At 68.6% G+C, this 23,964-nt stretch carries 18 protein-coding genes; 10 read left to right on the forward strand and 8 right to left on the reverse strand.

Annotated elements, in window-relative coordinates:
• The first annotated feature begins 91 nt into the window (after positions 1-91).
• The 5 genes from HUA78_RS21030 (at position 92) to HUA78_RS21050 (ending at position 7,568) form a co-directional block, all read left to right on the forward strand.
• Positions 92-1,525, forward strand: a complete 1,434-nt coding sequence (locus HUA78_RS21030) for a protease inhibitor I42 family protein (protein ID WP_141645323.1) — start codon at positions 92-94, stop codon at positions 1,523-1,525.
• 107 nt (positions 1,526-1,632) lie between these two features.
• Positions 1,633-5,484, forward strand: a complete 3,852-nt coding sequence (gene rnr / locus HUA78_RS21035; RefSeq protein WP_174477001.1) for a ribonuclease R — start codon at positions 1,633-1,635, stop codon at positions 5,482-5,484.
• Positions 5,485-5,550: 66 nt separating this feature from the next.
• Positions 5,551-6,273 carry a hypothetical protein gene (locus tag HUA78_RS21040; protein ID WP_174477002.1) on the forward strand — a complete coding sequence of 241 codons (723 nt, stop codon included), beginning with the start codon at positions 5,551-5,553 and terminating at the stop codon, positions 6,271-6,273.
• Between the two features lie 203 nt (positions 6,274-6,476).
• Positions 6,477-7,244 (forward strand): hypothetical protein, encoded by a 768-nt coding sequence (locus HUA78_RS21045; protein WP_254623818.1) that lies wholly within the window; start codon positions 6,477-6,479, stop codon positions 7,242-7,244.
• A gap of 108 nt (positions 7,245-7,352) precedes the next feature.
• Entirely contained in the window at positions 7,353-7,568 is a 216-nt protein-coding gene (locus HUA78_RS21050) for a DUF3185 family protein (RefSeq protein ID WP_141645327.1), read from the forward strand.
• 34 nt (positions 7,569-7,602) lie between these two features.
• Here HUA78_RS21050 and HUA78_RS21055 read toward each other — a convergent pair whose 3' ends face one another.
• From HUA78_RS21055 to HUA78_RS21075, 5 genes are all read right to left on the reverse strand, one after another.
• Positions 7,603-8,883 carry an MgtC/SapB family protein gene (locus HUA78_RS21055; RefSeq protein WP_246137423.1) on the reverse strand — a complete coding sequence of 427 codons (1,281 nt, stop codon included), beginning with the start codon at positions 8,881-8,883 and terminating at the stop codon, positions 7,603-7,605.
• A 34-nt stretch (positions 8,884-8,917) separates the two neighbouring features.
• Complete coding sequence (locus HUA78_RS21060) at positions 8,918-10,000, reverse strand: aquaporin (RefSeq protein ID WP_174477004.1); 1,083 nt, start codon at positions 9,998-10,000, stop codon at positions 8,918-8,920.
• A 160-nt stretch (positions 10,001-10,160) separates the two neighbouring features.
• The gene (gene fghA, locus HUA78_RS21065; protein WP_174462436.1) at positions 10,161-11,012 is read right to left on the reverse strand and encodes an S-formylglutathione hydrolase; all 852 of its coding nucleotides are present in this window, start codon (positions 11,010-11,012) and stop codon (positions 10,161-10,163) included.
• Positions 11,009-12,121: an S-(hydroxymethyl)glutathione dehydrogenase/class III alcohol dehydrogenase gene (locus HUA78_RS21070; RefSeq protein WP_141645331.1), complete on the reverse strand. Its 1,113-nt coding sequence runs from the start codon at positions 12,119-12,121 to the stop codon at positions 11,009-11,011. Before HUA78_RS21070 ends, fghA begins: the two co-directional genes overlap by 4 nt.
• Before the next feature lie 173 nt (positions 12,122-12,294).
• Entirely contained in the window at positions 12,295-13,080 is a 786-nt protein-coding gene (locus HUA78_RS21075; RefSeq protein ID WP_141645332.1) for a tetratricopeptide repeat protein, read from the reverse strand.
• 344 nt (positions 13,081-13,424) lie between these two features.
• Between HUA78_RS21075 and HUA78_RS21080 the strand changes: the two genes are divergently transcribed.
• Positions 13,425-14,171: a hypothetical protein gene (locus HUA78_RS21080; RefSeq protein WP_174477005.1), complete on the forward strand. Its 747-nt coding sequence runs from the start codon at positions 13,425-13,427 to the stop codon at positions 14,169-14,171.
• An 89-nt stretch (positions 14,172-14,260) separates the two neighbouring features.
• Here the strand turns inward: HUA78_RS21080 and HUA78_RS21085 are convergent, their stop codons facing one another.
• The gene (locus HUA78_RS21085) at positions 14,261-14,566 is read right to left on the reverse strand and encodes a hypothetical protein (protein WP_174477006.1); all 306 of its coding nucleotides are present in this window, start codon (positions 14,564-14,566) and stop codon (positions 14,261-14,263) included.
• A 72-nt stretch (positions 14,567-14,638) separates the two neighbouring features.
• On the opposite strand from HUA78_RS21085, the gene HUA78_RS21090 reads away from it, so the two are divergent.
• The gene (locus HUA78_RS21090; protein WP_174477007.1) at positions 14,639-15,547 is read left to right on the forward strand and encodes a sigma-70 family RNA polymerase sigma factor; all 909 of its coding nucleotides are present in this window, start codon (positions 14,639-14,641) and stop codon (positions 15,545-15,547) included.
• Positions 15,548-15,598: 51 nt separating this feature from the next.
• On the opposite strand, the gene HUA78_RS21095 is transcribed toward HUA78_RS21090, so the two are convergent.
• On the reverse strand, positions 15,599-19,441 hold the full coding sequence (locus HUA78_RS21095; RefSeq protein ID WP_174477008.1) for a G8 domain-containing protein: 3,843 nt from the start codon (positions 19,439-19,441) through the stop codon (positions 15,599-15,601).
• Between the two features lie 312 nt (positions 19,442-19,753).
• On the opposite strand from HUA78_RS21095, the gene HUA78_RS21100 reads away from it, so the two are divergent.
• Together HUA78_RS21100 and HUA78_RS21105 are read left to right on the forward strand one after the other, a co-directional pair.
• Positions 19,754-21,301, forward strand: coding sequence for an alkaline phosphatase (locus HUA78_RS21100; RefSeq protein WP_174477009.1), 1,548 nt, complete (start codon positions 19,754-19,756; stop codon positions 21,299-21,301).
• Positions 21,298-21,750, forward strand: a complete 453-nt coding sequence (locus HUA78_RS21105; RefSeq protein WP_174456708.1) for a hypothetical protein — start codon at positions 21,298-21,300, stop codon at positions 21,748-21,750. Before HUA78_RS21100 ends, HUA78_RS21105 begins: the two co-directional genes overlap by 4 nt.
• Before the next feature lie 15 nt (positions 21,751-21,765).
• Here HUA78_RS21105 and HUA78_RS21110 read toward each other — a convergent pair whose 3' ends face one another.
• On the reverse strand, positions 21,766-22,992 hold the full coding sequence (locus HUA78_RS21110) for a metallophosphoesterase (RefSeq protein WP_174477010.1): 1,227 nt from the start codon (positions 22,990-22,992) through the stop codon (positions 21,766-21,768).
• Positions 22,993-23,183: 191 nt separating this feature from the next.
• On the opposite strand from HUA78_RS21110, the gene HUA78_RS21115 reads away from it, so the two are divergent.
• Positions 23,184-23,954 carry an SDR family oxidoreductase gene (locus HUA78_RS21115; RefSeq protein WP_141645340.1) on the forward strand — a complete coding sequence of 257 codons (771 nt, stop codon included), beginning with the start codon at positions 23,184-23,186 and terminating at the stop codon, positions 23,952-23,954.
• Positions 23,955-23,964: the final 10 nt, after the last annotated feature.

A 23,964-nucleotide genomic window follows, 5' to 3' on the forward strand; every position in this document is an offset into this window, starting at 1 on the left:
AGCTCCAATCATCGCGAAGCCTGCCAGTCCTCCTGGGGGTGGCGTGGCAACCCGTTGAAAGTACACGGGAACTCTCAAGGAGACAGCGTCGATGGCCAAGCCCAAGTCCGGGGCCAAGAAGGCGACTCCCGCTGGCAAGACTGGCGCGAAGTCCGCCGCGAAGAAGGATAAATCCGCCCGGCTGGACCTGATCAAGAACGCGTCCAAGCGGGTCGCTACCTCGACGACGAAGCTGGTGAAGGGGGTCGGGGATTCGGTGACGAAGGGCGCGAAGGCCGCAGCGAAGAAGGCGGCCGTCGAGACCGCTCCCGAGAAGGAGAAGGTCATCGAGAAGGACAAGGCTGTCGAGAAGGAGAAGGCCGCGGAGAAGGCGCCTTCCAAGAAGTCAGCGGCGAAGCCCGCTCCCGCCGCGAAGTCCGCGACGGCGAAGGCGGCGGCTCCCGCTGCGAAGACTCCCGCTGGAACGAAGGGCACGACGGGCAAGGGCGCCGGAAAGGCCGCCTCCGCTCCCGCGGTTCCCGCCGTGGAGAAGCCGCGTCCTCGCGCCACCAAGCTGCCGCCCCCGGGCGAGCCGCTCACCAAGCGTGAGATGGAGCAGCTGCTCACCGCGGGCGAGGGTCGTGGCGTGATGGGCGAGGGCAGCCTCAAGGGCCGTCTGGTCGTCCTCAACGAGATGCCCAACCTGGTGGTGGTGGGGCGCGACAAGCGAGAGCTCACGTTCCTGCTGCAGGGACCGGATCAGGAAGTCCTCCCCGCCTACGTGAACCACAAGGTCTCCGTCAGCGGGATGATCCGCAAGACGACCAACCACGGCGGCGTGGTGGACGTGCGCAAGTACTCCGCGAAGAAGCCGGAGGCCGAGGTCGTGGAGGCTCCGCCCGCGGACACCGAGCCCCGGCTGCGCTACCTGTCGCCCGGTGAAGTCTCCATGGTAACGGCGGCCGGCATGGGCGCGGGCATCAAGGGCTTCGCGGCCGTGCGCGGAAACCTGGAGATGAACGGCGAGGAGTTCATTCTCGTCGTCTCCAACGGGGGCACGCGCCAGCAGGTGTCGTTCCTCATCGAGGGCAAGGCCGCCGTCAAGAGCCTGCGCAAGAACGTGGGCCACACGCTGCAGGTGATGGGCGTGGTGGACAAGCTTTCCGGCTGGGGTGGTCGCATCACCGCGGAGAACGTGGAGCCGCGTCCGTCGGAAGCTCGCGCCGTATCGCGCGACGAGATGGAGATGGTCCACATCGAGGGCGAGGTGCCCACGTCCGTGGACGTGAAGCTCAACCACGGCCTCACCGTGCGCCTGCCCGAGCAGCCCGGGTTCACCTGGGCCATCGAGCCGACGGCGGCCAAGCGCGTGGGCCTGCGCGAAGCCAACTTCGAACCGGGTCCCAACGGCGGCTCGGCCACGCGCGAGTTTTTCTTCACTCCCCGAAACCCGGGGACTTTCGAGGTGGAGTTCTTCCTGGCCAAGGCGCTGACGCCGGGCCTGGTGGACCGCTCCTTCAAGATCAACGTCACGGTCAAGCCCTGAACTTCGCTTCCTGGAGAAGGTTCCGGGAAGCAGTCGGTCGCCGGGGGGTTCCCGCCCGGCCGCTTCGGGCTTACCCGTTCCCGTAGCGGCCGAGCCGCGACCCCACCGTGAGCATTTCTTCCGACCTTCTCCAGCAGATCCTCTCCGACGCCGACCACCCGCTGGGCATCAAGGAGCTCCTGCGACTCGCGGGCCTGCACCCTGGCCAGCAGACCGAGCTCAAGCGCTCCCTCCGGGACCTCGTGCGTCAGGGCCACATCGTCAAGGAGGGCAAGCGCTTCCTGCGCCCCCAACCTCGGCGTGATGACGGCCTGCCTGTTCCTCCCCCTGTAGCTCCCGACGTGCCGGACGTCGTCGCCGTGCGCGGCGACCACCGACCCCGGCAGGAGAAGGGGCGCCCCTACGACGCCCCCACGCGCGAGCGCCTCACGGGCCAGGGTGCCCGAGGCCAGGAGGGCGGTGGCTTCAAGGGCCGCTCACCCAACGCCCAAGGCCCGCGAGATTTCGCGCGGACCGACGGCGCGCGTGGCCGCGAGCGCCGGGACTTCAACAAGCCAGGCTCGTCGCGTCGTGACGAGGGGCGCGAGCGCTTCGGTCATCGGGGCCCTCGTCGTCCGGCGTTCGGCGAGGTGTTGGACACGGTGGAGGGCATCCTCCACGTCCACCGCGACGGCTTCGGCTTCGTGCATCCGGTGGGTGGAGAGGGCGAGAACATCTTCCTGCCTCCCGCCGAGGCGCAGCGCGCGCTCGACAATGACCGGGTGGTGGTGGAAGTGGCGGGGCGGCCCGGCCGGTACGAGGGGCGCCTGGTGCGCGTCGTCGACCGTCGCCGCGAGCTGGCGGTGGGCGTCTACACGACGCAGGGCCGCCATGCGCTGGTGCTTCCCACCGATACCAGCCTTCCCGGCCCCATCCGCGTGCCGCAGACGCAGATGGCCCAGGAAGGAGACCTGGTGAAGGTGCGCCTGGGCGTGGGCGCGAACCTGTTGGAGCCGGGACGCGGACTGTTCGGCGAGGTGGCCGGCTCGCTCGGCAAGCCGGGGACTCCCAGCTCGGAAGTGATTGGCATCGCCTACTCGCAGGGCTTCTCGGACGAGTTCCCTCCGGAGGTCATGGACGAGGCGGACCGCTACGCCGTGAAGGTGTCGGAGGAAGAGGCGAGCGGCGAGCAGCGCAAGGACCTGCGCTCGATGCAGCTCGTCACCATCGACGGTGAGGACGCGCGCGACTTCGACGACGCGGTGTACGTGGAGGACCTCGCGGGCGGGTGGCGGCTGGTGGTCGCCATCGCGGACGTGACGCACTACGTGCGCGAGCGCAGCGCGTTGGACGCGGAGGCCCTGCGTCGCGCGACGTCCGTGTACCTGCCGGACCGCGTGCTGCCCATGCTTCCGGAGCGGCTCAGCAACGGCATCTGCTCCCTGCGGCCGGACGAAGACCGGCTGTGCATGGTGGCGGACATGACGTTCGACCCCCAGGGACAGCGGCGCTCATCCACGCTCTACCCGGCGGTGATGCGCAGCGCGGCGCGCTGCACGTACAACGAGGTGCAGGACGTCCTCGACGGAAAGAGCGTGCCGCACCGCGATGCCTTCAAGCCGCACTTCGAGAAGATGATGTCGCTGGCGCGCGCGCTGATGAAGATGCGCAAGGAGCGGGGCGCCATCGACTTCGACATCCCCGAGCACAAGGTAGTGCTGGGCAAGGACGGCCTGCCCGAGCGCATGGACAAGCGCGAGCGCAAGGACAGCCACCGGCTCATCGAGGAGTGCATGCTCGCCGCCAACGAGGCGGTGGCGCGCTTCTTCCAGGACGAGGGCCTGCCCACGGTGTACCGGTTCCATGGCGAGCCGGACCCGGAGAAGCTGGCCGCCTTCGGGGCGCTGGCGCAGGCGTATGGCTTCAAGCTGGTCATCGACGACGGCGTGTCCTCGAAGGAGCTGGACGCGTTCATCAGCCAGCTCACGGGTCACCCGGAGCAGCGGGCGCTGAACCAGCTCCTGCTTCGCTCGATGATGCAGGCCGTGTACACGCCGTCGAAGGTGGGCCACTACGGCCTCGCGGCGGAGCACTACCTGCACTTCACCTCGCCCATCCGGCGGTATCCGGACCTGCTGGTGCACCGGCTGTTGAAGGCGCACTGGGCGCGGGAGGGGCGCAAGCCGTCCCTGGCGATGTTGGACCGCGAGGAGGAGAAGCTCGAGGACATGGCCATGCAGTGCTCCGACAGGGAGCGCGCGGCCATGCAGGTGGAGCGGGAGGTGGTGTCCTTCTACGCGACCCTGATGATGAAGGACCGGGTCGGCGAGGAGTTCGCGGCCACCGTGGCGGCCATCACCGACTTCGGGTTCTTCGTCGAACTGGACGCAGAGCACGTCGAGGGTCTGGTGAAGGCGGAGACGCTGGGGCCCGGCTCGAAGCTGGACAAGCAGACGCACTCGCTCGTGTATCCGAACGGGCGGCGCGTGCGCGTGGGGCAGAAGCTGCGCGTGCGGCTGCTGTCGGCGAATCCGACGGCGCGGAAGATCGACTTCGACGCGCTCCAGTTCGTGGGCGAAGCGCCGCTGTCGCGTCATGAGGGTGGCGCACCCGCGCGTCGTCGCCCCGAGCCGCGCGAGCAGCAGCTGCCGTACGGCAAGCCCAAGCCGGGCAAGCCCGGACAGTGGGAGCGCGACACGACCAAGGGGGCGCCGGCTCGCTCCTGGGCTGCGCGTGAGGAACCCTCTCGTCCTCGTGGGCGCTTCGTGCGCGAGGGGCGACGCGAGGAGGCCTCGCCTCCCCGCAGCGAGTCCACATTCAAGAAGCCCTGGCGAGACGACACGGCGAAGACGCAAGCCGGTCCTCCGGGGGCTCGGTCCCCGGGAGAAGCTCACGGGCCGAAGCGGCGGATGTTCGTGCGGCCGGAGCAGGGCGCGAGCTCGGACGTGAGCAGCGCGCCCGTGCAGGAGACGCAAGAGGTCCGCGAGGAAACCGTTCCCGAGGTGCCTGACACGACGACGTCCTGGTCGGATCCGAGCACGAGCGAGAGCATGGGGGCGTCACCGCATCCCGGCTTTGACCGGCTGCGTGCGTTGGCCTCGCAGAGCCAGCCCGTGGGGAAGGGTGGCCGGCCCTCGCAGCCGCGTCATGGGCAGGGGCAGGGACGTGGAGGCAAGCCCGCGTCGAAGGACTCTCGCTTCAACCGCCCCGCGTCCGTGTTCGTGCCTCCGAAGCCGCCCGCGGAGACGAAGCCCGAGTTCGCGCCGGAGAACTGGCAGCCTTCCGTTCCGCCCGAGCCTCCGGCGAAGCCGCCGGTTCGCGAGCAGCGAGAGCCCGCAGCGCGTTCGACGCCCGAGGTGGTGGCGGCGCGGCCCGCGGAGGTCCCCGCGAAGTCGCCTGAGCGTCTGTCGCCCCCAGCGGCGGAAGTCCGCGCTCCGCCTGTGTCCGAGTCGCCTGTTTCTCGGCCCACGACGGAGGTAGCCACGCAGCCAGGGCCCAAGAGCGAGAGCGTCAAGCCCTCGCCCGAGAAGGCACCGAAGCGCACGACCGCCGTCAAACGCAGTGCGGCCAAGGTGTCCGCGGAGGCGGCCCCGGTGGCGCGTTCTCCGACCGCGAGACCGAAGGCGGTCGGCAAGAAGCCCGTCGTCACGGTGAAGAAGGCCGCTTCGGGCAAGGCTTCGGCTCCGGTGAAGAAGGCCGCGGCAAAGAAGGCTCCGGCAAAGAAGGCTCCGGCAAAGAAGGCTCCGGTGAAGAAGGCCGCTCCTTCGAAGCCCGTCGCCAAGAAGTCGCCCAAGGCCAAGGTCGCGAAGGCCAAGGTGGCCACGGCAAAGCCGACCAGGTCCAAGGTGCCCAAGACCCAGGTGAAGTCGCCCCGGTCGAAGGCTCCCAAGGTCCAGGCGAAGAGCGCGGCGAAGCCCGGCAAGTCATCCGTGTCGGGTGGCAAGGCGCGCGGCGCGGTCAAAGGGCGGACGAAGCGCTGAAGCCTGTCGCTGACGTGTATCGAGGACGCTGGACTGGAGATTCGCGTGCTTCACCGTCCTCGCTACATGCCCGCCGACCTGTCTTCGGCGCCGCTGTCCTTCGCTTGGAGCAACGAAATCGCTGTCTCGTTCAGCGATCCGAACGCGCAGCCTCGGCAGTTGGTCGAGAAGATCTGGTCGCTCGACTACAAAGCCAAGGCGGCTCTTGGCCTGGCTTGCCTGGAGTGGGTGCTCTTTCGGCTGGATGGCCACACGGATGTCGGAGATCCGCTCCAGCGTGTCGAGGCCGCCTGGGCGTCCATCCTCGACAAGGGCTATGCGAGGAGCCTGGACTTCGACGACGTCCGTGATGAGGTCAATCGCAAGGGAGATCCCGGCGGGCCTCGCCAGAAGGCGCTGATCCTCCTTGATGACCTGCACTTCGCCTGGGGCAAGAGCCGCACGGCGCTCGAATGGACCGCGGTCAAATCCGCGCACCTCGCGCGCAGGGTGGTGCCCGCGTCGAGTGGGTATGAGGACTGGCTGGAACGCACCTTGGCCGCACTGAGCGCGGCCCATCCGTGCAGCGCTGCGTTCTCGCACAGCGCACGGACCTTCGACCATTCCGCCGAGCCACCGATTCCGCGTGCCTGGTTCGAGTCGCTCACCGTGCCTCTCGATGAGGCGGCGGACCGCGCCGCATGGGACGCGTTCCTGCGGGGATTGGACCCGGCCGACAACCCCTATCTCGTACTCGCGGACGAACTCCGCGCAGAGGGCTTCAGGGGCGAGCCGTATCGCCTGGCCTGAGCGCGCGCCCATTGGGGCCACTCGAGGCGCGCGACACCGCCCCTGTCCCGTGTGAATTTTTCTCCAGGGACCTCGTCCTGAGCGTGCCCATGGACATTGACGGTCCATGGTCAGTCCTCCTGCACAGTCCCCCCGGAGATGACATGCATTCGCGCGCCCTTGTCTCAGCCCTGGTTGTCTTCGCTTTCGTCGGTTGTGCCGGCATGACCGTGACCACGACCTCGACGGGGCTCGACGGTAAGACCACCGTTCGCAGCTCGGACCCGGCGGAGCAGGCACGCATCGACGCGAAGGAGCGCGACAAGGAGGCCTACGCCAAGGCCATCGCCGAAGCACCTCGGCGTTCGCCCCAGGACCCCATCCAGGTCGCCGTGTTCGAGACGACGGTCGCTGAAGCGCTCTCCAAGGCGCTCGACCGAAAGCAGCTCGACGAATCTCTCCGGCGCGAACTCTCCGCCGACCCCCTGTTGCGCATCGTGCCGGTGACGGGGCTGACTGGTAGCGCGGCGCGAATCGGTGCGTCGGATGAGGATCGCATCGCCGCCGCCCGTGAGAAGGGCATCTTTCCGGATGTGTGGGTCATGCCGCATGTCATGCTGGAGGACGCGGTGGGGTCGAGCGGCGGGAGGCTTGTCTCCGTGAAGGCCTTCACGCTCCTCAGTGGCGTGGTGTCCGCGTACGGGACCGGCGCGACGCAGTCCAAGGAGCAGGGGACGGTCTTCCAGAACGCGCAGGTGGTGAGGAACGCGGCGATGAGCATTCGTGCCGCCGTCGTGGGGGGACTCGGGCCGAACCTTCCCGACCACGAAGCGGTGGCCGCGCTGCAGGAAGAGCGTCGGCGGAAGGCGGCGGACACCATCGCGGAGCAGGCTGGAATCCTCCCCGAGGACGACACCGCCACCCGGATGAGGAAGCTCATGGACCTGGCGAAGCAGCCCAAGCAGCCGGCTCAGTCGTCCGCGCAGGAGTAGGCAGGCGACGCCGTTGGGGGACGCCCATCCCCTCGGCCCGCATTTCCACCGGGCGCTCTCCTGGGGCGCTATAACGCTCTCGGTTCAACTCGAGGAGTCACCGTGGGAATGATCCGGCTCGTGGGAGTGATGCTCGCCGTCGCGGGCGGCGTGTTGCTGTGGACGGGACTGAATGCGCGCGAGTCGTTGACCGAGCGCGCGACGCAGGCCCTCACGGGCAAGTACAGCGAGAACACCACGCTGTACATCGCGGGCGGCGGCGCCGCGCTGGCGGGCGGCATCCTCCTCGCACTTCTCGGCGGCGGCTCGCGCAAGCGTCGTTAGCCGCGGACCGCCCCGCTCGACTCGGCCCCAGGGCTCAGGGGAACAGCCCTCCGATTCGGGTCTGGACGAAGGCCCCGGCGAGGCCCAGGACGAACACCGTGCCGAGGGCCCATCCCAATCGCACGGTGAGCGCCCGCTGCCCCGCCACTCGTGCCACCACCACGAAGCTGACGGCGGCGCTCGCGAGTGACGCGATGGTGGCGCCGACTCCCGCGGTGGTCGGTGACAGCGACCCATGCGAACTCAGTGACGCGGCCGAGGCCACCGCCGAGGCGCTCGACACCAGTCCTCCCAGCGCGCTCACCGCATAGAAGCCCGCGTGGCCCAGGAGGCTTTGCCCCACCGTGCCCACGACCTGGAACAGCAGCAGCATCGCTCCGAACTTGAGCGCGGACGTGAGCGAGAAGGGACTCTCCAGGGGCAGCGACGGCACGGCGGCCGCGCTGCTCGGAGTCTTGCGGGCCCTCACCAGCGCGAGCCCGATGCTCGACAGCAGGATGAGCGTGAGCGGCACCACGGAGTTCACCAGCGCCCGATAGGACAGGATGCCGAGCAGTGCGGCATTGCGCATCGCCATCGCCGCCGTGGCCAGCATGACGCCTCGATACGCCACGTCCTGGAGCCGTCCGTCCGTCTCCTTCACGCGATGGGCCAGCTCCGTCACCGTGACGGTGCTGTTGACGAGCCCTCCCAGGAATCCCGTCACCTCCACGCCTCGTGTGCCGAAGAGCTTGAGCAACACGTAGTTCACGAACCCCATCGCCGCGATGAGGATGACCGTCACCCATGCCACGCGGGGCACGATGAGCCCCCATGGGTCGACGGGCGCGGTCGGCAACACCGGGTAGATGGCGAAGGCGAGGATGGCCAGCAGGATGGCGGAGCGCAGCTCCTCGGCGGTGATCTTGCTGCTGAAGCCCGCCAGTCGCTCCTTCCATGTGAGCAGCCCCGCGCTCGTCACGGCCACCGCCGCGGGTGTCACCACATGCCCCAATCCACACAGCACTCCGGTGAAGCCAGTGACGAGGAGCGCGGCGGAGGTGGTCAGCTCCGCGCCCTCGTTCGCCCGCAGCGACTGCCAGTTCAGGAAGCCCACCAGCACACCCAGCAGGGCCACGGCGGTGATGGCGAACGGAGTGCCCAGCAGCCCGCCCATCGCCCCCAGCAGCGATGCGAAGCCGAAGGTGCGCAAGCCGGCCTCCTTGCCACGCCACTCGCGCTCCAATCCCACGAAGAGCCCCACGCCCAGGGCCAGCGTCAAGCGCATCAACGTCTCGAGCGGCGGCCAGGAGACGGCCGGCGGAAGTCCTTCCATCAAGGGTGAGCCTCTCCTTCGTCGAGCGAAGACTTCAGGTGGTGTGGCGTGGTGCCTCGTGCGCCGCGTCGCCCACGGCGTGCAGCCGGGACCATCCGCGCTCGCGCAACAATCGCTGGATGGGCTCGCGCAGTGACGCTCGGAGTCGCTGCACCTCATCCGGAGTTCCATCTTCACTCACGGGCACCCGCCAGCAAGCGCCGCCTCCCGCCAATGGAGGCGCATCCTCACCGGCCAGGACCAGCCGCACCACGAGCGGCGGCGGTCCGTTCGCATCCCCGTCACACGCGGCGCCATCCACCGTGGCCCGGGCCCGGTCCTGGGCGGAGAGGCCATTGAAGACGGTGACGGCCTGCTCGGCCACGGTCGGACGCGAGCACTGGAAGACGACACACCAGGGCCTGTGCGCGGGCTTCTCCGCGGGCATCATCAACCAACGGAAGAGCAGCACGGCGAGCGTGGCGCCCAGCATCTGCGCGGCGACGAAGGACTCGACATCCATCGCATGCAGGGCGCTGGCGCGGGTGCTCACGGCGCGCGCGAGGATGAGCGCGGGATTGGCGAGCGAGCGCGAGTCGGTGAACCAGACGGTGGCGGCGGCGTAGCCCGCGACGACCAGGGGCGTGGCGGACGGACGGCTGCGCACGCACCCGCGCACCACCACCAGCAGGCCGAACGTGGCGACCAGCTCCGTGAGGAACTGCGCGGAGCTGGCCGAAGGCGCGCGCGTCGCGATGAGCAGGGGCTCCCCACACATGAGGTGGGCCACCAGCCGTCCGACCAGGCCACCGCCGAGCTGCGCGAGCACGTAGCGCGGCACGTCCCGCCACGGCGTGCCGTCCTCCAGCGCGTCCGCGAAGGTGAGGGCGGGATTGAAGTGCGCCCCGGACAGCGGCTGGAGCACCAGCGTGAGGCAGGCGAGGACGACGCCCGCGGCCAGGGACATGAAGAGGCGCCCGTCGGTTGCGCTCACTCCCAGGTGGTCCGCGCCGTGGTGGGCCCCTTCGAGTGCCACCACGAGCAGCCCGCAGCCGAGCGCTTCGACCGCGAGCCTCCGGGGCCGGTTCAGGCGCCCCGTGCCGGACGGTGTCGTCGTGGATGGAAGTGCACCCGTCATCGCCCGGCCCTCCAGCGGATCTCCCACCCTATGCCTCGACGAAAGGGTCGTCAAAGGCGGGCGCGAGGGCCCGAGCGAAAGCCGACGAGTGGTCGGGCTTGCTCGCTCGCGGAGGGCCCGGACGTGTCCGTCACCGGGCCCCCGCGAGGTGTCCGCGAGGCTACGCGTTCAGCGCCGCGGCGTGGTGCCGCAGGTGGTCCTCCATGAACGTGGAGATGAAGTAGTAGCCGTGGTCATACCCGTCATGGATGCGCAGCGTGAGCGGCTGCCCCGTGGCCTCGCAGGCCTCTTTCAGCAGCTCCGGCTTGAGCTGCTCCTGGAGGAACTTGTCGCCCGTGCCCTGGTCCACCAGCAGCGGAGGAAGCCGCGTCTTCGCGGAGCGGATCAGCTCCGTGGCGTCGTACTCGCGCCACGTGGCCGTGTCCTCGCCCAGGTAGCCCTTGAAGGCCTTCTGGCCCCACGGCACGCGCATGGGCGCGACGATGGGCGCGAACGCGGACACGGAGCGGTATCGCCCCGGATTGCGCAGCGCGCACACCAGCGCGCCATGGCCGCCCATGGAGTGCCCGAAGATGCCCTCGCGGTCCTCCCGGGCGGGGAAGTGCTCGGCGATGAGCGCGGGCAGCTCCCGGGTGACGTACGTGCCCATGCGGTAGCGCGCGGACCAGGGCGCCTGGGTGGCGTCCAGGTAGAAGCCCGCGCCCACGCCGAAGTCCCAGGACGCGTCCTCGCCGGGATAGCCCGCGCCTCGAGGACTGGTGTCGGGTGCCACCAGCATCACCCCCAGCTCGGAGGCCACGCGCTGCGCGCCTCCCTTGATGAGGAAGGTGTCCTCCGTGCACGTGAGGCCGGCGAGGTAGTAGAGCACCGGCACCTTGCGCTCCCGCGCCTGAGGCGGAACGAAGACGCCGAAGCGCATGTCACCCCCGCACGCCTCGGACACGTGCTTGTAGAAGCCGACGGTGCCGTCGAAGCAGCGGTGCTGGCTCAGCAGTGTGGGGGCGGCCGTCATGAGTACTTCACCACGCTGCGGATGGACTCGCCCCGGTGCATCAGGTCGAAGCCCTGGTTGATGTCCTCCAGCTTCAGCGTGTGGGTGATGAGGTCGTCGACGTTGATCTTCCCGTTCATGTACCAGTCGACAATCTGGGGAACGTCCGTGCGGCCCCGCGCGCCGCCGAACGCGCTGCCCTTCCACACGCGCCCGGTGACGAGCTGGAAGGGCCGCGTCTTGATCTCCTGCCCGGCACCCGCCACGCCGATGACGATGCTCTCGCCCCAGCCCCGGTGGCAGCACTCGAGGGCCTGGCGCATCGTGTTCACGTTGCCGATGCACTCGAAGCTGTAGTCCGCGCCGCCGTTCGTCAGGTTGACGAGGTAGGGCACCAGGTCCCCCTCGACTTCCTTCGGGTTGACGAAGTGGGTGAGGCCGAACTTCTCCGCCATGGCCTTGCGCGCGGGGTTGATGTCCACGCCGACAATCTGGTCCGCGCCCACCATGCGCGCGGCCTGCACCACGTTGAGCCCGATTCCGCCCAGTCCGAACACGACGACGCGCGCGCCCGCCTCCACCTTCGCCGTGTACACCACGGCGCCGATGCCCGTCGTCACGCCGCAGCCGATGTAGCAGACCTTGTCGAACGGGGCGTCCTCGCGAATCTTCGCGACGGCGATCTCCGGCAGCACCGTGTACTGCGCGAAGGTGGACGTGCCCATGTAGTGGTGCACGCTCTGCTTGCCCAACCGGAAGCGACTGGTGCCGTCCGGCATCAGGCCCTTGCCCTGCGTCGCGCGGATGGCCGTACACAGGTTCGTCTTGCGCGACAGGCACGACTTACATTGCCGACACTCCGGCGTGTACAGCGGGATGACGTGGTCGCCCTTGCGCACCGACGTCACGCCCGGCCCCACGTCCACCACCACGCCCGCGCCCTCGTGGCCGAGGATGGCGGGGAACAAGCCCTCCGGGTCCTGCCCGGAGAGCGTGAACTCGTCCGTGTGGCAGATGCCGGTGGCCTTCAGCTCGATGAGCACCTCTCCCGCCTTGGGCCCCTCGAGGTGAACCGTCTCGATGCTCAACGGCTTTCCCGCCTCGAGCGCCACCGCCGCGCGCACGTCCATACACGAGCCTCCCTGTGAAGTTTTGAGGGGCGCAGCGTAATGCGCACGGCACCTTCGGGGCACGACGGAATCACCCCGTGACCTCCAGGAAACGCTTCTGCCTTCGAGAAAAAACGAAGGGCCTGGAACCGGTGCGCGGTTCCAGGCCCTGGAGCTTCAGGAAGGCGAGGGGACTACTGCGCGTTCGCCGCCTGGGCCTTGGTGGCCTTCTGCGCGTCGCTGAACTTCTTGGTCATGTCCGCGAACTGGCCCTGGAACTCGTCCATCCGCTTCTGGTGCTCGGCGGCGCGGGCGTTCGCCTCGGCGACGATGGCCGGGTCCTTCGCGTTCTCGGTGGCCTCCGACAGCGCCATCTCCTTCTGCTGCCGCTCGTATTCCATGAGGCGGCCCATCACCACGCGCTTGTTGAGGTACGTGTTGGCGGAGTTGGGGTTGAGGGCGATGACCTGGTCGTAATAGTTGAGCGACTTCTCCAGGTCGGCCTTGACGATGGGCGCCGCCATGGAGCGCGCACCACCGCGCTGAGCGTAGATTTCAGCAATCCACCCGAGGGACGCCTCGTCCTTCGGCTCGAGCTTCAGGGCCTCGTTGAAGTACTTCTCGGCCGCTTCCGTGGCACCGCCCTGCATGTTCATGCTGGCGAGCGTCCGGTACGTCTCGGCCTTCTCGGCCGGCGTGGTCTTCATCTCGAGGATCTTCAGGACGGCCTCGCTGGCCTTGTCCATCTCCCCGAGCTGGAGGTGGGCGAACGCCTTCTTCTCCCAGACCTTCTCCTGCTTGGGGTCCGCCTGGAGCGACAGCGCGTAGGCCGCGGCGGCCTCCTTGTACTCCTTCTTGCTCAGGTGATCGCTGCCCTTGATGCGGTGTGGCTTGGCGAGGTCCTCCTCGCCTTTACAGGCCACCGTGCCGCCCAGGGCGAGAACTCCGAACACCAGACCGACTCGTGCCAGTCGCTTCATGTGTGTGAACCTTTCGAGCGGGCCTGAGGAGTCGACCCCGGCCCCCTTCATCCTGCTGTCCGCTCATCGTGTGGGACCCGGCCTCACGGGTCCGAAAGCCCGGCAAGCATACCTGAAGTCCCGGCTCTGGCACCCAGGCCAAGCGCGCCTGCCCTCCAAGCTTTCGGGCTCCCTCCGGCCCCCGGCACCTCGACCAGCGGCCACCTGGCTCGGTCACTCGGGGTACGGGTCTCGGCGAGTCACAGCCAGGGCGCGGCGCTCGCTGCGTATGAACCGCGACAAGGCGCGGCGTCCGCACCCCGGCCGGGGGAGCACGTGGGGCACCCGTCAGGGGGAGTCAGGCGATGTGGAGCAAGAGGTGGGTGGGAGTCCTGATGATGGGGCTGATGGTGGGCAATGGGGTCGCGTGCAGCCCGTTGAGGCTCGCGGTCCCGGAGACGTTGGCGCGCGAGGCCCGTCCGGTCCCCATCGAGCGGCACCAGCGGTTCCTGGGCACGGGGGGCACTCTGTCCGCCGCTGGATACTCCGCGCTGTATGCCACCGATGCGGTCGAGTTCATGAGCGGCTCGCTGCGCAACGCCACCGCGTGCGAGCGGAAGTCGGCCTATCGCTTCACGCTGGCTTCAGGGGTGCCGTCATCCCGTCCGACGAAGGTGGAGTGCCAGGAGAAGATGACGGGCGTGCAGGCGGAGCTGGAGGCGTTGAAGGGGCAGTTCACCGTGGGCCGCGGCCAGAGCCGTGTCCTCTGCGAGCTGGAAGGGGGCGGGCGCGTGGAGCTCACGCGGTCCGCGGAGCGCCAGAGAGCCGTCACGGAGGCCCCGGTCGTACGAGGGCAGGCGCAGGTGGGCGAGGTGCGCTTGAGTGTCCTGAGCGCCAGCCAGTCCCAGCACGGATTGCCGGTGTCCTATCTCGGCTTCCACCTGCTCCGCGATGACCGGACGGTGGCCTCCGTGCAGGTGGTGAAACCCGCGACGCTGTGGATGGCACCGGACCTGTCGGCGGAGGAGCGCGATGCCGTGGTGCTCACCGCCTTTTCGCTGATGCTCCAGCGCGCGTGGACCCCGGAGGGTCCGCTGGACTGCGACGTGTAGTGTCTCGCGGAGTGTGGGTTCCGGAGTCCCGGCGATGGGCCCACCCTTGGACCCACGCCGGGGCCTCCATCGGTCCGCCTCGAGTCTCGTTACGGGGCGCTGCCGTACGAGCCGATCCGCTCGACGGGTAGCGGCTTCGGCGGCTCACCCACGGCCCAGCGGGCCACGGTGGCTTGCAGCGCTCGGGCCGCCTCGATTCCAAACAACGGATTCTCGATGCCTTCATCCAGGTCGAGCAGCGCGATGAACTCGGTGCTGCCCGCTCGATGAAAGTATGAATAGCGCAGGCCCTTGGGCTGCTGTGCCCTCACGGCCTCGAACGCGGCCTGGACCGCTCGAGTCACCTCCGCGACACCTTGCTCCGCCACCTGGTAACGCACCATCAGTACAGGCATGACCGGCTCCTTGTTCTCGCGTCGTTCATCGCGTCTCTCGCTATGATGAATGGCGCGGATGAAAGGTGACCGATGGCGAATCACTCCGAGTTGGCCGAGCAGTTCGACCGGTCCCGCCGCCACCTGCGGGCGGTCGCGTTTCGCATGCTCGGCACCGCCGACGAGGCGGACGACGCGGTGCAGGAGACCTGGCTTCGAGCCAGCCGCTTCGATGCCCGTGCCGTCGTCAACGTGGCGGGCTGGCTGACCACGATTGTCGCGCGCGTGTGCCTGGAGTCGCTGCGCTCGCGCCAGCGACGGGGTGAGGAGTTTCTCGACGTCGCTGAACTCGACCGGGTCATCGCCCACGATGCCGAGGCGCATCCGGAGGGTGACTTGGTGATGGCGGAGTCCGTCGGGCTCGCGCTGCTCGTGGTGCTCGACGCGTTGGGGCCCGCGGAACGCATCGCCTTCGTGCTTCATGATTTGTTCGGCGTGTCTTTCGAGGAGATCGCCGGGATTGTCGAGCGCTCCCCCGTCGCCGCGAAGAAGCTGGCGAGCCGTGCCCGTCAGCGGGTGCGGGGCACGCCCACGGTTTCCGCCGCCGAGCTCCGCGAGCAGCGAGAGGTCATCGACGCCTTCCTCGCCGCTTCACGCGCGGGGGACCTGGAGGCCCTCCTCGCCGTGCTGGCGCCGGACGTCGTGCGCCGTGCGGACCGTGCCGCGCTGCGAGGTGAGGAGGAGACCGAGGTTCGTGGCGCCCGCCGCGTCGCGGAGGAGACGCTCACCAACTCCGGCCGAGCGCGCTTCGCCCGACCCGTCTTCGTGAATGGCGCCCTGGGCATCGTCGTCGCGCCGCTTGGGCGGCCGCTGCTCGTCCTCGAAGTCGAACGCCGAGGCGACCGCGTCGCGGCGTTCAACGTCATCAGCGACCGGGCCCGTCTCCGTCAGCTTCGATTCTCCGTCGTCGACCCCGTCCCCACCTGGGCATCTCCCGCGTGAACCGCCCAGGTGGGTGAGCCCACCTTCCCCTTGAACCGGGAAGGCGGAGCGCTACGGCGCCGTCGCGCGAATCCAGTCGATGTCGAACGCGATGCCCGAGCCCGACACCGGGTCCAGGCGCAGGTCGGTGATGGTCCCATTCCAACCGGGGACGCCCTGCATGTTGAACGTGAGCGTCTGGTACGTGCCGCCGCCGGAGTGGCCCACGGTCGCCACGCGCGCGCCGGAGAACCCGGGTTGGGTGTCGGTGGCGAAGAACAACTGGACGCCGGTGGGCGCGAAGGACCGCATGTGGACTCGGAGCGTCGCCACTCGGCTGGCGTCGAAGTTGTAGTCGCTGTTGATGAGTATCGCGTCGGCGCTGCTGGAGGTTCCGGTCAACACGCCACCGCTCACCGCTTGTCCCGCGATGTTGGTGCCCACCCAGCCTTCGGTGTCACCCAGCGCGTTGAACTCCACGGAGAGGTCCGAGGCGTCGAAGGCGTGCCGGTTCGCGCCAATCTCCACGGAGTCCGGCATCCTGTCTCCGTCCGTGTCGAGCGGTGGAACCACGAAGTCCGTCATCCAGGAGATGATGAACCCCTGGTAGCTGTCCGTGGCCACCGCCTTGATGCTCAGGTCTCCGCCCTGCTGCAGGTAGTACCCCGAGGCGGTGGAGGCACGGAGCGCGGCGAGGGATTCGCGAGGGGGAAAGCTCCCCTGATTGGTAAAGTACGAGAGCCCCCCCAGCTTTCCGAAGTCCTTGAAGTGGGCGATGTACGAGTCACCCGGGGTGGCGTCCACCATCTGCATCAGCACTGACTTGTTCGATGGAAGCGACTCGTAGGCATAGGTGTACTCATAGCCCTCGTTGACGATGACGGGCAGTTGATGCCATTCGCGGTAGCCGTCGACGTAGTAGACGTGCTCGGTGTTGGTCCCCGCCTTCCTGCGCGTGCAGGTGAGGTTGGGGCTCAGTTGCAGGTTCTCGTCGTAGTAGAGCAGGGAGAGCACGAACCGGTGGTCGCTCCGGTATGCGTACTCCCAGTTCGGCGGCTGGTACTCGTCTCCCACGAGCATGAACGGATGGTTGGACACGATGGCCGTGTTGGGCTTGCCGGTGATGCTCCCCGTGAGGTCTCGCAGCACGGTGGACCAGACGCGCGGGTGCTTGGGGTGCCCGGCGTGGGTGCCCGGCGTGGGCTTGCCCGTGGCGTCGCAAAGCGTGCCTGATTCGTCGCAATAACGGATGCGGGGTGGCCCGGCGGGGGACATCGTGTTCCGGAGGAACGTGTGGTTGGGGTGCTTGATGGCCGCGCCCGTGTTCATGAGGAAATTGGCGTTGGCCGCGGTCCACCCGACGAAGTGGGAGTCACGGACCTGCCCCGCGCCGTCATAGACGCGGTAGGCGCTCCGCTCGCCGCTCACGAGGTTCTCCCCTGAGTCCGCCACGAACAGGCTCTGCTCGACGATGCTGTAGCTGGCCATCATGGTGCCGACGGTGTTGTCGACCATGATGTTGTTGCGGAAGACGAGGTTGCTTGTCGAACCACCGGCGCCAATCCCCGTGTAGAGCGCCATCGCGTTCGCGTACCACGTCCCGTCCTCGATGAGGTGGAGGTCCGGGTTCAACCAGCCGTGGTTCGGCTCGATTTCATGGTCAGGGCTCAGCTTGTCGAAGATGTCGAACGCGCTCATGGTGCTGTGGGCGCTGTTGCCCTTGAACGAAATCAACGGGAGCGTCCGGACGGGCATGTCCTGGAATCGCGAATCCCCCGCGGACTGGCCCATGGGCTTGTCGGGGAACGCGAACCAGAACCCCGTGCCCTCGGTTCCCGCCGCGACGTTGTCCTCGAAGGTGTTCTGGGGATTGGTGATCCAATAGCTGGCCGGCGTGCGGTTCTGGACGGCGTTGAATTGGTTGTCGGAGGGGGTGACCTGCTCTCCGGGCGCGGGACGGCGGGTGAGCAGCGTCACGTTGCGCTTGATGACGTTGAAGCGCTCGCTGCCGTCTTCCAGGAACACACCGTGGCCGATGTGGTCATGGAAGAAGTTGTTCTCCACCAGCGTGCTCTCGGTGCCGTGGATGGTGATGGCGCGGTTGTAGGAGTGGTGGATGCTGGAGTTCTTGAAGTACTGCCCGGCGCCCTCGGTGCCCAGCATGTGCCAGTGGAACGGGTAGCGCCCCAGCTTCGCCTTCTGGCCCATGTTGAAGAGCTCGACGCCGCTGATGAACGCGCGCGAGCTGCCCATGATCATCACGTGCCCGCCGAACCCGTTGGCCGCGGACGTGGAATCTCCCTGCACCTTGATGTTGTGAGTGAGCAGGCCCACCTGGGCGCGCAGGTCCGCGGTCCACGTGCGTGAGCCGTTGGAATAGGACTTCTGCACGCCGCTGTGTGCGTGGGAGAGCGGGCTCGTCAGGGTGAGCCGCGTGTTGGTTGCGTCGAGGGACTGGATGACGCGCTGCTCGGCCTCGTTCCAGTTCCGGGTGCTGGACACGACGACGATGACGTCGCCCTGCCGCCAGTTGACGGGCTGCTTCAGGACCAGGCTGTTGCTTCCCGCGCTCACATTCCCCTGGAGCTGCGTCCAGCTCACCCGTTCCTCGCCATGCAGCCGGACGGTGGCGTTGGTCATGGCGCCGAGGAACTTGTCGCCCATTCCCATCACGTCGAGCGTGGGCTCGGATGCGTTGAGCGTGATGACGGCGGTGCTGGGGTAGGGCGTCAGCTCCTGGCCCAGCTCGAACAGGGAGCCTGGGCCCATCACCATCACATACCGCGTGGTGAGGGACACGGGCCGGTTCTGGACGCCGAGCACCTCGCCGCTCACCACGACGGCCCCCGGGGTGAGCGTGCCCTGGAGGCTGACCGCGCTGCCGAGGCCCACGGTGGCGGTGTCACTCGCCGTCGGCACCGCGCCGCCCCAGACGTAGGCATCATTCCAGTCGTGGACCATCTCCATCCGGAGGTCATCCACCAGCCCCGTGTGGTCTCCCGGGGATGTGTCCTCACCAAGCACACTCACCGTGGCGGGCCCGGCGTTCAGCGCGAGCACCGTGGAGACGTGCTCGGTGTACTGGATGCTCCCGAGGCGGAAGTGGCCGACCTCCGTGCCATTGACGGTGACGCGGACGTCCTTGGCCGGGGGCTGGGTCGGGTCATTGGCGCGCAAGGCGGCCCTCAGTCGGAAGCGGTAGTAGCCCGTGCGCGGAAGGGTGACGGCGGTGGTGGCCGTGGCCCCGCCTTGGAGGAAGAGGACCTGAGCGCCCTCGGGCGCGGCGGGATTGGCGACGGTGAAGGCGCTCCCGTTTCGTGCGAGGCCCGCGCCCGCGGTGAAGCTCCAGGGGCTTCCCGTGGGCGCATAGACAAAGCCGGGGCTGGTGGGGATGGCGGGCGATTCGAAGCCGCTGATGCTGATGTCCCTCACGCGCGACGCCCTGAAGTCATCCACGAAGGCGGTGTCCCCGCCCTGGGGTTTGAGCCCGCGCAGTTCGACGGTGTGGGGCCCGGAGGTGAGCAGCACCGGTCCAGCCGTGAGCCGTTGGTACGTCGCGCCGACGGGGCTCACGGTCAGGATGGCCGTGCCGTCAACGAGCAACTGGACGCTCTGGGCGCTGGTCGGGTCGTTTCCGCGCTGCGCCGTGGAGAAGCTGAAGACGTAGTAGCCCGCCGTGAAGTTGAACGCGCGTGACGCCGTTCCCGCGGCCTGGAGGACGAGCACCTGCGCGCCTTCGGGCGCGTTGGGATTCCCCGACGTGAACGCCGTGGCGTTCCGGGAGAGGCCCGCGCCGCCTGCCAGCGTCCAGCCAGAGCCGGCGGGGGCGTAGGCGTACCCAGGTGAGGCGGGGAGGGCAGGCACCTCGAACGTTCCGTTGGGCACCGTGAACGCGGTCGCCGACGCGGAGCTCACGGCAGCGGCACTGGCTTCAAGCGCGAAACACAGCGTCAATGAGAGAAACAGTTTTTTCGGATAAAGCCAGGATGTCAGCATGGGCGGATTTATGGCTGTCATCACGGGGCGTCGTCAAATGGGTGGGGGAGTCGTCGCGAGTGCGGGCTGCTTCGCGTCGCTGACTTGACACGTCATACGTGCGTCCGGAATTCGCGACTCTTGTCGGAGGTCTCGTTCATGCGTGGCTTTCGGGTGGCGGCGGTGGTGCTGGATGCCTGGCGGAAGTGGCCCTAGTGTGAGGGCCGGTTCCTTCCTCGGAGCGTGCTCACCATGACTGTCCTCACTCGACGAACCGTGCTCCAGGGGCTCGCCGTCACCGCCGCGGGCTGTGCCTCGACGCGCTCGGTGCGTGCGCCACGTCCCGGGCCGTCGCTGCCCCTGGGCGCGCAGATGGGAGACCTGCGCACCGGCGCCGTCACCGTCTGGGGCAAGGCGGACCGGGCCTCGCGGCTCGTGGTGGAGTGGAGCGAGGACTCCCGCCTCGTGAAGGGCGTGCATCGCGTGGAGGGCGCCGCGCTCACCGCCGCGACGGACTTCACGGGCGTGGTGGACCTCACGGGTCTGCCGGCGGGGCGCGAGGTCTTCGTGCGGGTGCTCGCGGAGGACGGCGGCGTCACCGGCGAGGAGTGGCGCGGGCGGTTCCTCACGTCACCGGACTCGGCCAAGGACGTGTGCTTCGCGTGGAGCGCGGACGTGTGTGGCCAGGGTTGGGGCATCAACCCGGAGTGGGGCGGTTATCGAGGCTACGCGGCCGTCCATGCGCTGCGCCCCGACTTCTTCCTGCACGTCGGCGACGCCATCTATGCCGACAACCCCCTGCTGCCGGAGGTCGTCCTCCCGGATGGGCGCGTGTGGCGCAACCGGGTGACGCCCGCCAAGTCGAAGGTCGCCGAGACGATGGAGGAGCTCCGCGGGAACTTCGCCTACAACTTCCTGGATGACTCGCTGCGGGCCATGGCGCGGGACGTGCCCATCGCGTACCAGTGGGATGACCACGAGGTGCGCAACAACTGGTATCCGGGGCGCAGCCTCGCGGACGACCCTCGGTACACGCAGGTCTCGGACGAACGGGTGCTCGGCGCGCGAGCGCGTCAGGCGTTCTTCGAGTATTCGCCCGTGGGCGGCGCCGCACGAGCCGAGGGCCGCATCCATCGCCAGCTCTCACAGGGGCCCTTGCTGGATGTCTTCATTCCAGACGTGCGCGCGTTCCGGGCGCCGAACTCCGTCAATCGGCAGGAGCAGCAGGGACCGGAGACGACGTTCCTCGGACGCGCGCAGCTCGACGGACTCAAGCAGTCGCTGGCGGCCTCCCGGGCGACGTGGAAGGTGATTGCGACCAGCATGCCGCTGGGGCTCATCATCCCGGCGGAGAAGCTGCCGGATGGCGGCTACCTCATGGAGGCGTGGGCCAACGGTCCGGGTGCCCCGCTGGGACGCGAGCTGGAGCTGGCGGAGTTGTTGTCGTTCCTGAAGGAACGGAAGGTGCGCAACGTGGTGTTCGTCACCGCGGACGTACACTACCCGGCGATGCACCACTATCACCCGGACCGCGCGCGCTTCCGCGACTTCGACCCGTTCTGGGAGTTCGTCGCGGGTCCGCTCAACGCGGGCACCTTCGGCCCCAGCCCGCTCGATGAGACCTTCGGCCCGGAGGTCAAGTGGCACAAGCCGGCGACGGTGATGAACGCGGCACCGTGGGAAGGACAGCAGTACTTCGGCAGCGTCCGCATCCAGGGCGACAGTGGCGTGATGACCGTCGCCATCCATGACCTGACGGGCAAGGCGCTGCACTCCGTGGAACTGGAGCCGAACCGATGATGCTCATGCTCGTCGTCCTGCTGGTGGGCTTTGTGTCGGCCGTGGTCGTCGTGCTCTCCATGAATCGTCCGGCAGGGCAGGTGGAGTCGAAGCGCTCGGAGCTGGAGGTCTGCCAGCACTGTGGTCAGGCGCGGGAACTGCTCGACGAGGAGATGGATGACCTCCATCTGAATGATGAGCAACGCCGGCAGGAGCAGAGCGGCGCCGTCGACTATCACGTCTGGTGGTGTGGCTCCTGCGAGGACGGCGTGGTGACGCGCAATTCGCGGTTCATCCAGACGGTGGGCGTGTGCCGTGCGTGCAGCGGGCGCGCGGAGCAGTCCATGCGAACCGTCGTCCCCGCCACGGCCGCCCGTGGCGGCGAGCTTCAAGTGGAGCTGGCCTGTCAGGGCTGTGGCCACCTCCAGCGGTTCTGGCGCTACACGCCCCGGGCTTCGTTGGCGAAGTGAGGGCGCACGTGCCCGCTACGTGGTGAGCACGAGCTTGACCAGCTCCGGGGGACTGCCGACGCGCATGGGGGGCCCCCAGAAGCCACAGCCCCGGCTCACGTAGATGTGGGAGTCCTGGTGCCGGTAGAGACCGGCCGCGTGCTCCCATGCGAGGCCGATGAACAGCGTCATCGGGAGGAGCTGCCCGCCGTGGGTGTGGCCTGAAATCTGGAGGTCCATCCCTCGCTCCGCGGCCACCTTGAAGTTCGCGGGCTGGTGCGCGAGCAGCACGGCCGCCCGGTCCGGCGCCCGTCCCGCGAGCGCCAGGTCCAGGTCGTAGCCCTTCTGGTTGCGCCGTCTCCAGCCGCTCCAGTCGTCCACGCCGACCAGGTCCAGCGAAGCCCCCGCATCGCCGATGCGGACATGGCGGTTGCGCAGCGACTGGATGTCGAGCGTCTGGAGGAACGCCGTCCACTCCGCGTCACCGGAGTAGTAGTCGTGATTGCCGGTGACGAAGTAGCTGCCGTAGCGGGAGCGCAGGGCTCCGAGCGCGGCGACGGCGCCTCCCAGCGTGGGCACGTCCCCGTCCACCAGGTCGCCGGTGATGGCGAAGAGGTCCGGCTTGAGGGCGTTGGCCTGACGCACCAGCTCGTCCATGAACCGGCGCTGGATGAAGGGGCCCACGTGGATGTCCGTGAGCTGGACGATGGTGAGCCCATCCAGCGCTCGCGGCAGCTTGGGAATCCTGACGGCGAGCTCCGTCACCAGCGGCGGTGCATAGGCGCGCCAGTTCCCGTACGTCGCCAGGCCTCCGCCCGCGAGCGCGGCGCCTCCCGCCAGCGCGCGCCCCAGGAACTTCCTCCGCTCCTCGTCCACCCGGAGTTCGACGTCTGGCGGAGCCTCCGGCACGGTGGCCGTGGGCGCGGGTGGTGGGGCCGCGTAGCGCCGTTGAACATGCCGTCCCAGGCCGACGAGGGCCCGGAGGAGGTCCGTCGCTCCGAGCGCAATCACCAGACAGAGCGCCACGCCCATCCACGTGTACGTGGTCACCGTCGCGATGCGTTCGAATCCCTCGGGGAGGGCATCCAGCACGGTGCGCCGCATCCCCAGGAGCAGCGTCAGGAGGCCCAGCACGACCAGGGCGACGAACCGGGCCGCGCGACCCCGCACCAGCTCACGGACCAGCCGTCGGTAGAGGTACAGGTGGCCCAGCACCGCGCCGAGCCCGATGAGCATCGAGAAGGAGAAGATCCTGAACGGCATGTGCGAGCGACCCGAGGCGAGAGCGGACGAGAAGGGTAACACGGTGCCCACGCCATGGCCGTCCTGGAGACAGGCCCACGCCCGGGTCCTCGCGATTGAACAGAGCCCTCGGCGTCATCGCCAGGAATCCGCCAGAGTCTTTTCGGGCAGGTAGATTCCGTGGGGCAGGCGAGCGTCACGAGGGGACACGCATGGACAAGGTCATCGTCATCACGGGGGCAAGTGGGGGAATCGGGGCGGAGCTGGCCCGGGTCGCGGGGGCACGTGGAGCGAAGCTGGTGCTGGCCGCGCGCCGTCGGACGGAGCTGGAGGCTGTCGCCAACCGCTCCGGCCGTGACTCGCTCGCCGTCGTCACCGATGTGACGGCTCGCGCGGAGGTGGAACGACTGCGTGACGCGGCGCTCGAGCGCTTCGGCCGCATCGATGTCTGGGTGAACAACGCGGGACGCGGCATCACCCGCTCCGTGGCCGAGCTCACCGACGCGGACCTGGAGTCGATGTGGCGCGACAACGTGCACAGCGCGCTCTACGGGATGCAGGCCGTCCTGCCGCACTTCCAGGCGCGCAACGCCGGCCAGATTCTCAACATCTCCAGCACCCTGGGACGGCTGCCCGTGGTGCCCCACCGCTCGGCGTATAGCGCGGCCAAGCACGCGTTGAATGCGCTGAGCGCCTGTCTCCGGCTGGAGCTGCGCCAGACGCACCCAGGCATCTCCATCACGGTGGTGATGCCCGGAGTCGTGGCCACGGAGTTCGGCGCCAATGCGCTGGGCGGTGGGCCGGACTCGCGCGCACTGCCCGGGGCCCAGCCCGTCGAGGAGGCCGTGGAGGCCATCCTCGACGCCATCGCCCACCCGCGTCCGGAGGTCTTCACGAAGGCGTCCACGCAGGCCGAGGTCGAGCGCTACTACCACGACGTCGCCGCGTTCGAGGCGGACCCGGGCGCGCGTCCCGGGCGCTGAGCGGAGTGTG

The sequence above is a fragment of the Myxococcus sp. CA033 genome, from assembly GCF_013336625.1.
In the GTDB taxonomy this organism is placed as follows: Bacteria; Myxococcota; Myxococcia; order Myxococcales; family Myxococcaceae; genus Myxococcus; species Myxococcus llanfairpwllgwyngyllgogerychwyrndrobwllllantysiliogogogochensis.

Coding starts and splice junctions, on each gene's coding strand:
- HUA78_RS21030 (WP_141645323.1), top strand. CDS start 92: ATGGCCAAGCCCAAGTCCGGGGCCAAGAAGGCGACTCCCGCTGGCAAG.
- HUA78_RS21040 (WP_174477002.1), top strand. CDS start 5,551: ATGCCCGCCGACCTGTCTTCGGCGCCGCTGTCCTTCGCTTGGAGCAAC.
- HUA78_RS21045 (WP_254623818.1), top strand. CDS start 6,477: ATGACCGTGACCACGACCTCGACGGGGCTCGACGGTAAGACCACCGTT.
- HUA78_RS21050 (WP_141645327.1), top strand. CDS start 7,353: ATGATCCGGCTCGTGGGAGTGATGCTCGCCGTCGCGGGCGGCGTGTTG.
- HUA78_RS21055 (WP_246137423.1), bottom strand. CDS start 8,883: ATGGAAGGACTTCCGCCGGCCGTCTCCTGGCCGCCGCTCGAGACGTTG.
- HUA78_RS21060 (WP_174477004.1), bottom strand. CDS start 10,000: ATGACGGGTGCACTTCCATCCACGACGACACCGTCCGGCACGGGGCGC.
- fghA (WP_174462436.1), bottom strand. CDS start 11,012: ATGACGGCCGCCCCCACACTGCTGAGCCAGCACCGCTGCTTCGACGGC.
- HUA78_RS21070 (WP_141645331.1), bottom strand. CDS start 12,121: ATGGACGTGCGCGCGGCGGTGGCGCTCGAGGCGGGAAAGCCGTTGAGC.
- HUA78_RS21075 (WP_141645332.1), bottom strand. CDS start 13,080: ATGAAGCGACTGGCACGAGTCGGTCTGGTGTTCGGAGTTCTCGCCCTG.
- HUA78_RS21080 (WP_174477005.1), top strand. CDS start 13,425: ATGTGGAGCAAGAGGTGGGTGGGAGTCCTGATGATGGGGCTGATGGTG.
- HUA78_RS21085 (WP_174477006.1), bottom strand. CDS start 14,566: ATGCCTGTACTGATGGTGCGTTACCAGGTGGCGGAGCAAGGTGTCGCG.
- HUA78_RS21090 (WP_174477007.1), top strand. CDS start 14,639: ATGGCGAATCACTCCGAGTTGGCCGAGCAGTTCGACCGGTCCCGCCGC.
- HUA78_RS21100 (WP_174477009.1), top strand. CDS start 19,754: ATGACTGTCCTCACTCGACGAACCGTGCTCCAGGGGCTCGCCGTCACC.
- HUA78_RS21105 (WP_174456708.1), top strand. CDS start 21,298: ATGATGCTCATGCTCGTCGTCCTGCTGGTGGGCTTTGTGTCGGCCGTG.
- HUA78_RS21110 (WP_174477010.1), bottom strand. CDS start 22,992: ATGCCGTTCAGGATCTTCTCCTTCTCGATGCTCATCGGGCTCGGCGCG.
- HUA78_RS21115 (WP_141645340.1), top strand. CDS start 23,184: ATGGACAAGGTCATCGTCATCACGGGGGCAAGTGGGGGAATCGGGGCG.